Annotated in this window: 10 protein-coding genes; 6 read left to right on the top strand and 4 right to left on the bottom strand. The window is 66.5% G+C overall.

Annotation, left to right across the window (positions count from 1 at the left end):
- Window positions 1–399: 399 nt before the first annotated feature.
- From AC1KVE_RS03690 to AC1KVE_RS03675, 4 genes are all read left to right on the top strand, one after another.
- The gene (locus AC1KVE_RS03690; protein ID WP_024940197.1) at window positions 400–1,704 is read left to right on the top strand and encodes a DUF445 domain-containing protein; all 1,305 of its coding nucleotides are present in this window, start codon (window positions 400–402) and stop codon (window positions 1,702–1,704) included.
- 152 nt (window positions 1,705–1,856) lie between these two features.
- Entirely contained in the window at window positions 1,857–5,951 is a 4,095-nt protein-coding gene (locus AC1KVE_RS03685; RefSeq protein WP_481091896.1) for a CHASE domain-containing hybrid sensor histidine kinase/response regulator, read from the top strand.
- 31 nt (window positions 5,952–5,982) lie between these two features.
- Window positions 5,983–6,975 (top strand): HD-GYP domain-containing protein, encoded by a 993-nt coding sequence (locus AC1KVE_RS03680; protein ID WP_046343123.1) that lies wholly within the window; start codon window positions 5,983–5,985, stop codon window positions 6,973–6,975.
- 340 nt (window positions 6,976–7,315) lie between these two features.
- Window positions 7,316–8,752, top strand: a complete 1,437-nt coding sequence (locus AC1KVE_RS03675; protein ID WP_054593009.1) for a DHA2 family efflux MFS transporter permease subunit — start codon at window positions 7,316–7,318, stop codon at window positions 8,750–8,752.
- A gap of 194 nt (window positions 8,753–8,946) precedes the next feature.
- Here the strand turns inward: AC1KVE_RS03675 and AC1KVE_RS03670 are convergent, their stop codons facing one another.
- The 4 genes from AC1KVE_RS03670 to AC1KVE_RS03655 form a co-directional block, all read right to left on the bottom strand.
- Window positions 8,947–9,369, bottom strand: a complete 423-nt coding sequence (locus AC1KVE_RS03670; protein ID WP_102256713.1) for a hypothetical protein — start codon at window positions 9,367–9,369, stop codon at window positions 8,947–8,949.
- Window positions 9,366–9,710: an alcohol dehydrogenase catalytic domain-containing protein gene (locus AC1KVE_RS03665; protein ID WP_481091897.1), complete on the bottom strand. Its 345-nt coding sequence runs from the start codon at window positions 9,708–9,710 to the stop codon at window positions 9,366–9,368. Before AC1KVE_RS03665 ends, AC1KVE_RS03670 begins: the two co-directional genes overlap by 4 nt.
- A gap of 180 nt (window positions 9,711–9,890) precedes the next feature.
- Window positions 9,891–10,745, bottom strand: a complete 855-nt coding sequence (locus AC1KVE_RS03660; RefSeq protein WP_184625194.1) for an oxidoreductase — start codon at window positions 10,743–10,745, stop codon at window positions 9,891–9,893.
- A 140-nt stretch (window positions 10,746–10,885) separates the two neighbouring features.
- The gene (locus AC1KVE_RS03655; RefSeq protein ID WP_016904436.1) at window positions 10,886–11,461 is read right to left on the bottom strand and encodes a TetR/AcrR family transcriptional regulator; all 576 of its coding nucleotides are present in this window, start codon (window positions 11,459–11,461) and stop codon (window positions 10,886–10,888) included.
- A 131-nt stretch (window positions 11,462–11,592) separates the two neighbouring features.
- On the opposite strand from AC1KVE_RS03655, the gene AC1KVE_RS03650 reads away from it, so the two are divergent.
- Both AC1KVE_RS03650 and AC1KVE_RS03645 read left to right on the top strand, forming a co-directional pair.
- Window positions 11,593–12,675, top strand: coding sequence for an alkene reductase (locus AC1KVE_RS03650; protein ID WP_228910876.1), 1,083 nt, complete (start codon window positions 11,593–11,595; stop codon window positions 12,673–12,675).
- A 48-nt stretch (window positions 12,676–12,723) separates the two neighbouring features.
- Window positions 12,724–13,512 (top strand): SDR family NAD(P)-dependent oxidoreductase, encoded by a 789-nt coding sequence (locus AC1KVE_RS03645; protein ID WP_228910874.1) that lies wholly within the window; start codon window positions 12,724–12,726, stop codon window positions 13,510–13,512.
- The last annotated feature ends 86 nt before the right edge of the window (window positions 13,513–13,598 follow it).

Raw genomic sequence — 13,598 nt, 5'->3', positions numbered from 1 at the left:
CCCATCGCGCTCAGGCGCGCTCCTACAAACCGATCGGCTACTACCGCGATCGCTACAACCACCCGTAGGAGCGCACCCGGGCGCGACATGGCGTTCCCGGTAACGCCGTCGCGCTCAGGCGCGCTCCTACAGGACCGATCGGCTACTACCGCGATCGCTACAACCACCCGTAGGAGCGCACCCGGGCGCGACATGGCCTTCCCGGTAACCCCATCGCGCTCAGGCGCGCTCCTACAGAACCGGTCAGCTGCTACCGCGATCGCCGCAAACACCCGTAGGAGCGCACCCGGGCGCGACATGGCGTTCCCGGTAACGCCGTCGCGCTCAGGCGCGCTCCTACCGCGCCGTCACGCCCGGCTGTGGACATGCCGTGCTCCGGCGACTGGGTACACTGCGCAGATGGAACCAAGCGTTAGCACTCCCCGCCCCGTCGATCCCCGTCGTGCCCAGCTGCAGCGCATGAAGCTGTTGGCGGTGGCCCTGCTGCTGGCCATGTTCGCCGGCTTCGTCGTCAGCCACCTGATGGGCGAACAAGGCGTCTGGGCCTGGGTCTCGGCCTTCTGCGAAGCGGCCACGGTCGGCGCACTGGCCGACTGGTTCGCGGTAGTGGCCTTGTTCCGGCGGCCGATGGGCCTGCCGATTCCGCACACCGCCATCCTGCCGCGCGGCAAGGACCGTCTGGCCGACGGCCTGGCGGTATTCGTGCGCGACCAGTTCCTCGCCCCCGAGGCGTTGATGGACAAACTGCGCGTGTTCGACCCGGCCAGCCGCCTCGGCGAATGGCTGGCCAAACCCGAACAGGCGCGCATGCTCGCGCAGATGGCGCGCAGCTGGATGCTGCAGGCGCTGGAACTGCTGGACGAGGCCGCGGTGCGCCGCGCGATCCAGCGCTTCGTGGTCGACCGTCTGCGCAAATGGAATGCCGCCGCCACCGTCGGCGATGTGATGGCACTGCTCACCACCGACGGCCGGCATCAGAAATTGCTGGACGAGGTGCTGCTGCGCCTGGGCGAGTGGCTGGATCAGGAGCAGGTCAAGACGCGCGCCTCGGCCTTGATCGTGCGCTACGCGCGGCGCGAGTGGCCCAAGCTGGTCGGCACGGTGAACTGGGTCAAGCCGATCGAGGAGATCGGCGACAGTCTGGCCGACCGCATGGCGCGGGCGGCGATCGAGGAGTTGCAGGACATCCTGAAGACCCCCGAGCACCCGATCAGGCTCGACTACGAAGCGTGGCTGCAACGCTACATCGCGCGCCTGCGCGACGAGCCGGCAATGGCCGAGCGCGTGGAGGAGCTCAAGCAACGCGTGATCGAACATCCGGCCTTGCAGGACTACGTGCAAGGCCTGTGGGGCGAGATCCGCGATGCACTGCGCAACGACCTGGCGCGTGAAGAATCGTCGATGGCCGCGCACATGGAGCGCTCCATGCAATCGCTCGGCCAGGCCTTGTCGCAGGATCCCTCGCTGCGCGAAGCGCTCAACCAGCACATGTTGCAGGCCGCCGACAAACTCACCACGCGTCTGCGCGCATCGGTGACCGACCATATCGCGTCGACGATGAAAAGTTGGGACGAACGTCACCTCGTCGAACAATTGGAATTGGGTGTCGGACGCGATCTGCAATACATTCGGTTCAATGGAACGTTGGTGGGCGGACTGATCGGGCTTGCCCTTCACGCATTATCGATCTGGCTGGCGTTCTGATGCATTGGCAATGACGTTGATCGCCCACCGGAAGCACGTGCGGACGCCGGGGAGTTTGCACGGGTTCTGATGATCGTCAGGCGCCACCACGAGACCGACCTCGCCGTCGGCCAGCACACCGGGCACGCAACAGGCAAGGCAAAGGAACAGAAATGCCGAATGGCCGCTGGGATCTGCGCAGAAAATACGGGCGCCGCGCATCGATCGGTGCCCTGCTGATTCTCGCCACAGGTCTGATTGCCGCCATTCTCGCCGGCCTGTCGCTACAGCGACATAACGAGCTCGAGCGCGAGCAGCGTTTCAACTATGTCGTGCGCACGCTGACGCGCAACATCAGCGAGCGCATGTATACCTTCGAACACGGGTTGCGCGGCGCACGCGGTGCCTTGATCGGCGCCGGCAAGGATGTCATCAGTCGCGACCGCTTCACCTTGTACAGCCGCTCGCGCGATTACACGCGCGAGTTCCCCGGCGTACTGGGTTACGGCTACATCCATCGCGTTGCGCCCGCCGACGAAGAGGCCTTCCTGCAGGCCGCGCGCGCGGACGGTGCACCGGACATCAAGCGCCGGCCGCTGGCGCCCTGGGACGGCGAGCGTTACATCGTGCTGTATTTCGAACCGGAGTCCTCGGGCAACCGTCCGATCGGTCTGGACATCGCCTCCGATCCGCGTCGACGCGCGGCGGCACTGCAGGCCGCACGCAGCGGCGTGCCGATCATGACCTCGCCGATCTCGCTGTCCGGTTATCGCATTCCCAGCGAGAGCGGGTTCCTGGTGCTGCTGGCGGTCTATCGCGAGGGCATGCCGCTGCAGACGCCGCAACAGCGCATGTCCGCGACCAGCGGCTGGGTCTACGCGCCCTTCAGCGTCGAACAGATGGTGGAAAGCACCCTGGGCGAGCGTGACGACGTGGCGCTGGATCTGTCCGACCGCAACGAGCCCACCCACAACTTCTTTCGCAGCGGCACGCCGTCCAGCGACAGCGCGCGTCGCCCGCCGGTGATCCAGCAGCTGCAGATCTACGGCCGCACCTGGATCATCACCGCCCACCCCACCGCCAGCTTCCTGGCCTCGCTCAACCAGACCTCGCCATGGCTGACCGGCGGCCTGGTGCTGGGCGTGTCGGTGCTGCTGGCGGCATTGCTGGTGCTGTATTTCAGCAACGGCCTGCGGCGCGAGGAAGTGCTGCGCAAACAGATGGAGCTGGCGGCACTGGTCAGCCATTCCAGCGAGGCCATCGTTGCCGAAACCCCGGACGGACACATCACCCACTGGAATCCCGCTGCCGAAGCGATGTTCGGCTACAGCGCGGACGAGGCGATCGGCCAGAACCTGACGATGCTGCTGTCGCCGCAGCCATATGCGATCCCCGACATCGAGCACGCCGACGAGCACCATTCGGTCGATACCTCGGCGGCGCTGAGCATGCGCCATCGCGATGGGCATCTGGTCCATGTGCTGGCCAGCAAGGCCCCGATCATCGAACGCGATGCCACCCTGAGCGGGCACTCGCATTTCTTCCGCGACATCTCCGAACGGGTGCGTTCGCATCAGCGCATCGTCGACCTGAATGCATCGCTCGAACACCAGGTCGCCGAACGCACCAGCGAATTGATGAAGTTCTCCGCGCTGCACCGGGCGATCCTGGCACACGCCGGCTTTGCCATCATCGCCACCGACTCCGGCGGCTTTGTCACGCTGTTCAATCGCGCCGCGGAAAAACTGCTGGGCTACAACGCCGACGAGGTGATCGGCCGCCGCAAGGCCGGCCAGTTCATCGAGCAGGAAGAACTGCAGCAGCGCGCGCACCTGCTCTCCGAGCAGACCGGCGCGCCGGTGGCGCATACGCTGGAGGCAATCGCCGCGCTGACCAGCCTGGGCCGCAGCGACACCAGCGAATGGACCTACGTCAGCCACGAAGGCCGCCGCCTGCCGGTGCTGCTGACCCTGAGCACCCTGCGCGACGATAACGACCAGGTGATCGGTTACCTGGGCATGGCGGTGGACCTGACCGAGCAGAAACTGCACGAGAAACAACTGCGCCTGGCGATGGATGCGGCCAAGAGCGCCAACCAGTCCAAGTCCGATTTCCTGGCCAACATGAGTCACGAGATCCGCACGCCGATGAACGCGATCCTGGGCATGCTGTACCTGCTCCAGCGCAGCGAACTGCCCGGTGCGGCGCAGGACATGGTGACCAAGATCGACCGCTCCGCGCGCTCGCTGCTGGAGATCATCAACGACATCCTGGACTTCTCCAAGATCGAGGCCGGGCGCATCGATCTGGAACGCGCACCGTTCGACCTCAATCAACTGTTCGACAACATCGCCGACCTGATGCGTTCCTCGCTCAGCACCAAACCGGTGGAGATGATCGTCGAGCCACTGCCGCGCGACTGCCGCTGGTTGCTCGGCGATGCGCTGCGCATCAACCAGGTACTGGTCAACCTGGTTGGCAACGCGATCAAGTTCACCGAGCAGGGCGAAGTGGTGCTGTCGGTACGGCGTTTCCCCAGCGGCGATCCGAACAAGCTCAAGCTGCTGTTCTCGGTGCGCGACACCGGCATCGGCATTTCCAAGGAAAAGCAGAGCCTGATCTTCTCGCCGTTCCTGCAGGCCGACACCTCCACCAGCCGGCGCTACGGCGGCAGCGGCCTGGGCCTGACCATCAGCCGGCGCCTGATCGAATTGATGGGCGGCGAGCTGGAAGTGGAAAGCGTGCCCGGCCGCGGCAGCGAGTTCTACTTCGTGGTGACGCTGGAAAAATCCGCCCCGCCGCTGGCGCAGCGCGACCTGCCGGCGCTGCCGCCGGAAGCGATGCCGCGGGTGTTGATCGCCGACGACCACGATGCGGCACTCAACAACCTGGTGCGCATCGCCAGCGAACTCGGCTGGCGCGTGGACGCGGTCGCCAGCGGCCAGGCCGCCCTGCAGGCGATCGAGCAGGCCAGCGAGCCCTACGACATCTTCCTGCTCGACTGGCGCATGCCCGATATCGACGGCGTGGCGATCGCGCGGCAGATCCGCGCACGCGCCGTGCCCGGCCCGCATCCGGTGATCGTCATGGTCACCGCCTACGAGCGCCGGCTGCTGGAGCAGCATCCCGAGCAACAGGACCTGGATGCGGTGATGACCAAGCCGGTGACCAGCGCGGCGCTGCACCGGCTGGTGGAGCAACTGGTCCACGAACGCCCCGGCGCGCGGCCGGTGGCGCCCACCTTCGTGGCGCGTCGGCTGGAAGGCGCGCATCTGCTGCTGGTGGACGACAGCGAAATCAACTGCGAAGTGGCGCAGCGCATTCTCGAAGGCGAAGGCGCCATGGTCACGGTCGCCCACGACGGCGAACAGGCCATCAACACGCTGCGGCGTGCGCCGGAGTTGTTCCAGCTGGTGTTGATGGACGTGCAGATGCCGGTGGTCGATGGCTATGAAGCCACGCGGCGGCTGCGGCAGATCCCCGCGCTGGCCAGCCTGCCGGTGATCGCGCTGACTGCCGGCGCCTTTCGCCCGCAACAGGAGAAAGCGCTGGAGGCCGGCATGAACGGTTTCATCGCCAAGCCGTTCAATGTGGAGGAACTGGTCACCGCCATCCGCCACTTCCTGCAGCCGGGTATACGGCGCATCCCGTCGCTGCCGCACGAGGCCGCTGTGCAGGGCGGCCCCGAGTGGGAACACGCCGACCCGGAGGTGCTGGATGCGGCGCGTGCACGCAGCCTGTGGCGCGAGCGCGAACCGTACGAGCGCTATCTGCTCAAACTGCTGCGCGACAACCCCGACCCGGCCGAGGCCGCAGCCGAACATCTGCGCCGCAACGAGCTGCCGGCGATCGGTGCGCTGGCGCACAAGCTGCGCGGCGCGGCCGGGTCGCTGGCATTGCCGGCCCTGGCCGGTGCCGCCAGCGACCTGGAAACCCGCATCGAGCAGGGCCACGACATCACCTCGGCACTGCTCGCACTCAAGGACACCATGCAGCGTACCGCCGCGGCGATCCATGCCTTCCTGCAACACGGCGACAGCGACGCCGAAGCAGGCGATGACGATGCCGCGCTGGACGCGGACAGCGTGCAGATCCTGGAAGCGGCCCTGGGCAGCGACGATGCCGACAGGATCGACCACGCGCTGCTGATCTGCGCGCCGCATCTGCCGCGCAACCTGCAGGAAGCACTGCAGCGTGCGGTGGAAGATTTCGACTTCCGTCGCGCCGAGGCCACCTTGCGCGACTGGCAAGCCACTCACCTGCGCTGACCGCTCACCACGCCGGTGGCAAGGAGCCTCCATGCCGCATCGTCCCCTGCTGTGTGTCGACGATGAATCCAGCAACCTGGCCACCCTGCGCCAGCTGCTGCGCGACGATTTTCCGCTGGTGTTCGCCAAGTCCGGCGGCGAAGCGCTGGAGGCGGTGCTCCGCCACACGCCGGCGTTGATCCTGCTGGATGTCGAGCTGCCCGACATGGACGGCTATGCGGTGGCGCGCACGCTCAAGCAGCAGCCCGCCAGCACGGCCATCCCGATCCTGTTCGTGACCTCGCGCAGCAGCGAGCACGACGAACGTACCGGACTGGAAGCGGGCGCGGCCGATTACGTCAGCAAGCCCTACTCGCCCGCCCTGCTCAAGGCGCGCATCGCCACCCAGTTGAAGCTGGCCGAAAGCGCGCGCCTGGCGCAGCACTATCGCGATGCGATCCATCTGCTCGGTACCGCCGGGCAAGGCCAGGATGCCGACACCGGCGCGCATATCTGGCGCATGGCCGCCTATGCGCAGGTGCTGGCCGAGCAGGTCGGCTGGCCGGCGCAACGGGCGCAGCTGCTGCAGGATGCCGCGCCCCTACACGACGCCGGCAAGATCGCGGTGCCCGGCAACATCCTGCACAAGCCCGGTGCATTGGACGAACACGAACGCACCGTGGTGCGCCAGCACCCGCAGGTCGGCCACGACCTGCTGCGGCACGGGCGCGGGCCGGTGTTTCAGCTGGCTGCGGAAATCGCGCTGCATCACCACGAATGCTGGGACGGCAGCGGCTATCCCAACGGCCTGGCCGGCGAGGCCATTCCCGAATCGGCGCGCATCGTGGCGGTGGCCGACGTGTTCGACGCGCTGTGCGGGCGGCGCGCCTACAAGGCGCCGTGGACGGTGGACGATGCGATGCGCAAGCTCGACAGCATGGCAGGCAAGCAACTGGAACCGCGCCTGGTGCAGCAATTTCGCGAGGCGTTGCCGCAGGTCCTGCAGATCATGGATGCCTGGGATAGCGCGGCGCCGGGGACCTGAAGAGCCGGGAATCGGGAATCGGGAATTGGGATTGGGGATTGGGGAATCGGGAATCGGGAATCGAAGAGCGGGGAGCGCGGGACGGGCTGATCAGTTTCTGGGCCGATCGGGTGAGTTGGCACAAGGCATTCGCGCCCGTCTTGCGGGTCGTACGGCTCTCTCAGGTGGGCTGGTGGTGTTATCGGCCCTGTGATGCGTACGCAGTGTTGCCTGGCGCGTGCTTGAACACCGCTTCGCACGGGCGGACAATAGCCATGTTGCGCCGCACAACACCGTGCGACGCGGGCCGGTCCGATCGCCATCTGCGCGCCACCGATGCGGCCCCGCAACCGAGAGTCCGATGTCCTCCAGCGTGTCCGAGGCCGGCGTCACGCCGCCGCGTTATCCCGATTACCGCATCATCTCGCTGATCCTGGCCTGCGCCATCTTCATGGAGCAGATGGACGCCACCGTGCTGGCGACCGCGCTGCCGACCCTGGCGCGCGATTTCGGCGTTGCCGCGCCGGCGATGAGCATCGCCATGACCAGCTATCTGCTGGCGCTGGCGGTGCTGATTCCGGCCAGCGGCGCAATCGCTGACCGCTTCGGCCTGCGCCGCGTGTTCGGCGCATCGATCTGGGTGTTCGTCGGCGGCTCGATCCTGTGTTCGCTGGCCGACAGCCTGCCCACCATGGTCGCCGCGCGCGTGCTGCAAGGCGCCGGCGGCGCGATGATGGCCCCGCTCGGCCGGCTGATCCTGCTGCGCACGGTGGAGCGCCGTCACCTGGTGTCGGCCATGGCCTGGACGCTGGTGCCGGCCTTCATCGGCCCGATGCTGGGCCCGCCGCTGGGCGGATTTTTCGTCTCGTATCTGGACTGGCGCTGGATCTTCTACATCAACGTGCCGATCGGCATTGCCGGCTTTTTGCTGGTGCGCCGTTTCATCCCGGAAATTCCCACCGAATCGGCGCCGGCACGTTTCGACCTGCGCGGTTTCGTGCTGTGCGGCACCGCGTTGGGCTGCCTGTTGTTCGGCCTGGAAATGGTCAGCCAGCAGGACGGCATCGGTACCGCGAGCTGGCTGCTGGCCATCGGCGGCAGCGCTGCGCTGGGGTATCTGTGGCATGCACGCCACCACCCCGCTCCGCTGCTGGACCTGAGCCTGCTGCGGATCGATTCGTTCCGCTTGTCGGTGATCGGCGGTGCGCTGATGCGCATTACCCAGGGCGCGCATCCATTCCTGCTGCCGCTGCTGTTCCAGATCGGCTTCGGCATGAGTGCTGCACACAGCGGGCGCCTGATCCTGGCCACCGCGCTCGGTGCACTGCTGATGCGCAGCATCACCCCGCAGTTGCTGCGCCGCTTCGGCTATCGCAACAGCCTGATCGGCAACGGCGTGCTCGCCAGCCTGGGCTACATGGTATGTGCGTTGTTCCGGCCCGACTGGCCACCGGCGCTGATGTTCGGCCTGCTGCTGTGCTGCGGCGCGTTCATGTCGTTCCAGTTCGCCGCCTACAACACCATCGCCTACGAAAACGTGCCCGCATCGCGCATGAGCCGCGCCAGCAGCCTGTACACCACCTTGCAGCAACTGATGCTCTCGGTGGGCGTATGCGCCGGCGCGATGATCCTCAAGCTGGCGATGCTGGCCGGCGATCACACCCAACCGGCGCAACGCGATTTTTCGCTGGCGTTCTGCGTGGTCAGCCTGATTTCGCTCAGCGCCACCTGGTGGCATGTGCGTTTCGACAAGGATGCCGGGCAGGAAATGAGCGGGCACCGGGCTTCGAGCGGCTGACCGCAAGGCTGCGTAGCCGGCACAGCTACATAGCCGTGACTGGAATCGGCGTGCACCGCCCCGGCAACTGTGGTTTCCATGCGACATCCTCATCCAGTTGCCAACTGCTCGCACTGCTTGGTTGACCAGTCTTGCAACGTGTCATGTCCGCCAACTCGCATGACAGCACCCCACAGGTGCCGCCATGCCTGCCATCATCGCGCCTTGTCGTTTTGCCGCGACGCGGCCTCGGCACGCGTCACCAGCAGGAACGCCAGCGGAAAGCCGATCTCGATCGCGACTGCCGCGAAGATGCCGGCGTTGACATGCCCGGCCACCCACTCCGCCACGCCCAGCACTGCCAACAACAGGCACGCGGTGACAAAGCCCGCAACCACCGCACGGCGCCCTGGCGACGGTGGCGCCGTTCGCACCAGCAGCAGCATGACGCCGATGGCCGCATACAGCGGTGCGGCGCGTCGGCCGAGCACGCCCAGCGCGTCGCTGTCGAAGGCCACGCCCCAATTGGCCAGCATGGCCGCAGGCGCCAGCAGCCAGGCAGCGCCCAACGCGAAGAACGACAACGCCGACAGCGTGGCCAGGTAGCGAAATGCGCGCGATGCAGTCAGCGCGCTCATGCGTTCACCTCCACGACCGTGCGCCCCTGCACCTTCCGCGCGTTGCCGCTAAAGTGGGGCTGATGCAATCCCCGGCCGCTGGTCAGCACCCGGTCTGCAACCGCACTGCCGGCATCGCGGGACGCTTCGACCACACCGGCAAGATCGACGCCAGCAATCAGTGGAAGATGGCGAATGGTCGGGCCACCTCCGCTCACCATCATCGCGTGGTGGTCGTTGCCGGTCGAATACTCGACAGCAACCCTCACCTCGCCCGGCATAAACGCGTCTTCGTTGAACCGGACCAGCCTGGTAACCACCGGCTCGCTGGTCTGAGCGGCAAGCACTGCATCGAAGGTCATTGCCTTCTCCTGTTGGGGTCAAGACCGCGAGCGACCGCGTCACCACCGAAGCATCGGTAACGGCATGCACACTGCAGTCGCTGCGGCTCGTTTGTGCAGCAGTGCAACCCGGCGTGGCGCAGCTGAAACCTGTTGCGCTCACCGCCAGGGCCGGCACTTGCAGTGGTTTGTCGGCCGGGCTTATCCGGCGTGGGATGGCGTCGTGGTCTCGGGTGGCGTCTTCGCATCGAGCTGCAGGTTCTTGCGAATCAACGCCTGGAACACACCCGCCGGCGCAAACCGCCGCAGGAACTGCAGCTGTCCGGCGATCTTGCCCGCGGTGTAGCGCACCTTGGGCTGCTGCGCGCGCGCCGCCTTCACCACCACGTCGGCGACGACAGAGGGCTCGTCTGCGCTTGCCATTGCCTGCGCCACCACTTGGCCGACCTGGGTACGCACCTGACGGTAGTTTTCCAGTGGCGCATCCGGGGCGAGAGTGTTCGCTTCGAACTGGGTCCTGGTATAGGCCGGCTCGATTACCGTGACCCGGATTCCGTAGCTGCGCAGCTCGTGGTCCACCGCTTCGGAGTAACCCTCCACCGCGTGCTTGCTGGCCGCGTACAGCGCCGCATACGGCGTGGGCACCAGCCCGATGATCGAGCCGATGTTGATGATGCGGCCACTGCTCTGGCGGCGCATGTGCGGCACCACTGCGCGCGTCATGCGCACGACACCGAGGAAGTTGGTGTCGAGGATGGCCTTGGCCTGCTCGATCGAGCTTTCCTCCGCAGCGGCGGGAGACACACCGAAACCGGCGTTATTGACCAGCAGGTCGATGCGCCCTTCCCGTCGCAGGAGCTCCTGGATCGCGGCGTCGACCGATTCGTCGCTGGTCACATCCAGCGCCAGCAGCGTAAAGGCGCGCTGCCCGGACTGCGCGCCGCGACGGCTGGTGCCGTACACCGTATAACCGGCGGCAGCCAGCGCGTTGGCAGTTGCTTCGCCGATGCCGGAGGAGGCGCCGGTCACCAGCGCAACAGGGGGTTTGCTTGTCATTGGATTTCCTTGAGTGCAGTGAGTGACAGGGCGGCAGTCGATTGACGATCACGCCGCGACTGGGAAGCGATGGCTTGGCTAAAAACGCAGTCCTACCGGTGAAAGCTCGACAACGTGTGTGGCGGATGCACGCCTGTCGGTTAGTTGGATGCCTGCAACGACGACAGGATCTGGTCGCGACACACCGCGATGATTTCGTCGGCCAGTGGCGAATCGTTCGGGCACGACCGCGATAGCACGATGGCGCCGATGGCGTGCGCCATCATGTCCAGGTTGCTGGCGCGCTCCGCTGCTGCCTCGGCAGTGCCGGGCGCAGCGCCGCTGCGGTCGAGCGAGGCCAACAGGTTTTCGACCCCGGCGGCGAACGCCTCGCGCACTTCCTCCGGCTGGCGCGCGGCATCGGCGCCCAGCGCCGCCATCGTGCAGCCGGTGGCAAGGCTGTCGCGATGTCCGCGCGACAGATAGAAGTTCACGAAATCCGCCTTGTCCACGTGCTCGGTCTGCGCGGCGATGTTGGCCAGCCCGCAGGCCGCCGATTCGGCCATCAGATCCGCCTTGGAGCGGAACTGCTTGTAGAAGCCGCCGTGGGTGAACCCTGCAGCGGCCATCAGATCGGCGATGCCGATCCCTTCGTAACCGCGCTCGCGAAACAGCACCGAGGCCGTCTCGACGACGTGCGCCCGGTTTGCCTGCGCCTGTGCCTTGGTCACTTTCATCGTTGGGACACTCCATGCTTGTGCGGGACTGGTGAGAGCGACAGCTTACTTTGATGTCATCCGTCATCAAAGTGTTGACACTTTAGATTTTGATCGTAATCTTTGTCAACCACTGATTCCGAGCACCGCCAATGACCCACCCTTCGCTGTTCGAACCCTACGCACTGGGCGCGCTGACCCTGGCCAACCGCATCGTGATGGCCCCGCTGACCCGCAACCGTGCGGGCGCTGGCCTGGTGCCGAGCGCACTGGCGGCCACCTACTACGCCCAGCGCGCCTCGGCCGGCCTGCTGATCACCGAGGCCACCCAGATCTCGCCGCAGGCCCAGGGCTATCAGGACACCCCCGGCCTGTACACGCCCGAGCAGATCGCCGGCTGGCGTGCGGTCACCGACGCCGTGCATGCCAAGGGCGGGCGCATCTTCGTGCAGCTGTGGCATGTGGGCCGGGTGTCGCATGTCGACCTGCAGCCGGGCGGCGCCGCACCGGTCGCGCCGTCGGCGATCCGCGCGGCGACCAAGGTGTTCGTCAACAACGGCTTTGCCGATGTCTCCGAACCACGCGCGCTTGCGCTGCATGAACTACCGGGCATCGTCGACGACTTCCGTCAGGCAGCGGCCAATGCGATTGCCGCCGGCTTCGATGGCGTCGAAATCCACGGCGCCAACGGCTACCTGCTGGAGCAGTTCATCAAGGACGGCGCCAACCAGCGCACCGATGCCTACGGCGGCTCGATCGAAAACCGCGCGCGCCTGTTGCTGGAGGTGGTCGCTGCAGTGAGCAAGCAGATCGGCGCCGATCGCACCGGCGTGCGCATCTCGCCGGTGTCGCCAGCAAGCGGTATTTCCGGCAGTGATCCGCAGCCGCAATACGACTACATCGCCGAACAGCTCGATGCGCTGGGCATCGTCTACCTGCACGTGGTCGAAGGTGCGACCGGCGGCCCGCGCGATGCGGCCCCGTTCGACTATGCCGCGCTGCGCAGCAAGTTCACCCGTACCTATCTGGCCAACAACGGCTACGACCTGGAACTGGCCAACGCCCAGTTGCGCGCAGGCAACGTCGACCTGGTGGCCTTCGGCCGCCCGTTCATCAGCAACCCCGATCTTGTCGAACGTCTGCATACCGGCGCAGCGCTGGCGCCGTTGAACCCGGCCACGCTCTACGGCGGTGGTGCCGAAGGTTATATCGACTACCCGTCCCTCGCCGGCTGAGGCTGTCTCGCCTGGCGTCTTTCATCCACTGTCATCAAGGAATCCTGTATGTCCACACTTCCCGCTGTCCTCATCACTGGCGCCTCCACCGGTATCGGCGCCATCTACGCCGAGCGCTTTGCGCAACGCGGCCACAACCTGGTGCTGGTCGCACGCGACAAGGCCCGTCTGGATGCGCTGGCGGCGCGTCTGCACGCTGCACATGGCGTCAACGTCGACGTGCTGCAGGCCGACCTGACCCAGCCCACCGACCTGACCGCAGTGGAAGCCCGCCTGCGCGACGACGCGCAGATCGGCATCCTGATCAACAACGCCGGCATGGCGCAGTCCGGCGGCATCCTGCAGCAGAACGCCGAGGCAATCGACCGTCTGCTGGCGCTCAATGTCACCGCGTTGACGCGTCTGTCTGCCGCGGTTGCGCCGCGCTTTGCGCAGTCCGGCAGCGGCGCGATCGTCAATCTTGGTTCGGTGGTGGGCTTCGCTCCCGAATTCGGCATGAGCGTCTATGGCGCCACCAAGGCCTTCGTGCTGTTCCTGTCGCAGGGGCTGCACCTGGAGCTGGGCCCCAAGGGCGTCTATGTGCAAGCCGTGCTGCCGGCCGGTACGCGCACCGAGATCTGGGGGCGTGCCGGTATCGACGTCAACACGCTCAGCGATCTGATGGACGTGGGCGAACTGGTCGATGCCGCGCTGGTCGGCTTCGATCGCCGCGAACTGGTCACCATCCCGCCGCTGCACGTGGCCGAACGTTGGGACGCACTGGATGGCGCGCGCCAGGGGCTGCTGTCTGACATCCGCCAGGCCACCGCCGCCGAGCGCTATCAGCCGGCGGCCTGACCGGCCCGGCGGCGCAACCGCCCGCAGCGCTTGCCACGGTGAGCGCTGCGGGCCTGCGCTGATGTGTCGCGCATTCGCGCTGCTGC

It is taken from the genome of Xanthomonas sp. NCPPB 2864 (genome assembly GCF_056675615.1).
Note: the sequence above shows the minus strand (reverse complement) of the source record. Positions and strands in the feature narration are given on the sequence as shown.

Bases quoted from the DNA above. Each gene is read 5' to 3' on its own strand.
- AC1KVE_RS03690 (WP_024940197.1), top strand. From the start codon at position 400: ATGGAACCAAGCGTTAGCACTCCCCGCCCCGTCGATCCCCGTCGTGCC.
- AC1KVE_RS03685 (WP_481091896.1), top strand. From the start codon at position 1,857: ATGCCGAATGGCCGCTGGGATCTGCGCAGAAAATACGGGCGCCGCGCA.
- AC1KVE_RS03680 (WP_046343123.1), top strand. From the start codon at position 5,983: ATGCCGCATCGTCCCCTGCTGTGTGTCGACGATGAATCCAGCAACCTG.
- AC1KVE_RS03675 (WP_054593009.1), top strand. From the start codon at position 7,316: ATGTCCTCCAGCGTGTCCGAGGCCGGCGTCACGCCGCCGCGTTATCCC.
- AC1KVE_RS03670 (WP_102256713.1), bottom strand. From the start codon at position 9,369: ATGAGCGCGCTGACTGCATCGCGCGCATTTCGCTACCTGGCCACGCTG.
- AC1KVE_RS03665 (WP_481091897.1), bottom strand. From the start codon at position 9,710: ATGACCTTCGATGCAGTGCTTGCCGCTCAGACCAGCGAGCCGGTGGTT.
- AC1KVE_RS03660 (WP_184625194.1), bottom strand. From the start codon at position 10,745: ATGACAAGCAAACCCCCTGTTGCGCTGGTGACCGGCGCCTCCTCCGGC.
- AC1KVE_RS03655 (WP_016904436.1), bottom strand. From the start codon at position 11,461: ATGAAAGTGACCAAGGCACAGGCGCAGGCAAACCGGGCGCACGTCGTC.
- AC1KVE_RS03650 (WP_228910876.1), top strand. From the start codon at position 11,593: ATGACCCACCCTTCGCTGTTCGAACCCTACGCACTGGGCGCGCTGACC.
- AC1KVE_RS03645 (WP_228910874.1), top strand. From the start codon at position 12,724: ATGTCCACACTTCCCGCTGTCCTCATCACTGGCGCCTCCACCGGTATC.